Below are 435 nucleotides of genomic sequence, written 5' to 3' on the forward strand. Positions count from 1 at the left end.
CGCCTTACAAGCTGTTCGATCGTCGCGAGAGCAATAGTTAGCCACTACCCGAGACGCCCTCGGCAGGCAAGCTGACCTTATTGGCGATTGAATCTCGTAGATAACATTCAGTTGTGCCGCTCAATTGCTCGCTTGCGACGCTGGCCACTGCGATAAACTGCGTCGCCGGCATGGCACACCTCTCCAGCGACAAGCGACGGATGCTCGACGCCCGACAAAAGTATCGACGCCGTTCTCGAACGCCAGAGGCCTGAAAGCCTTACCAACTATCGTCTCGCAACTCACGGGCTAACTACGCTAAAACGCTACCATCTACTTCGTCCCGTCAACACGCGATAAACACCCTTCTCCCGTTTTGGCGGAGGTGCGAGAGGAGTGGCCCTGCGGTCTTCGTCGATCCATTAGCGGCGGGCGCGGCGGCTGGTGTCTGCTGCG

This window comes from Acidisoma sp. L85 (assembly GCF_009765865.1).
Lineage (GTDB): Bacteria > Pseudomonadota > Alphaproteobacteria > Acetobacterales > Acetobacteraceae > Acidisoma.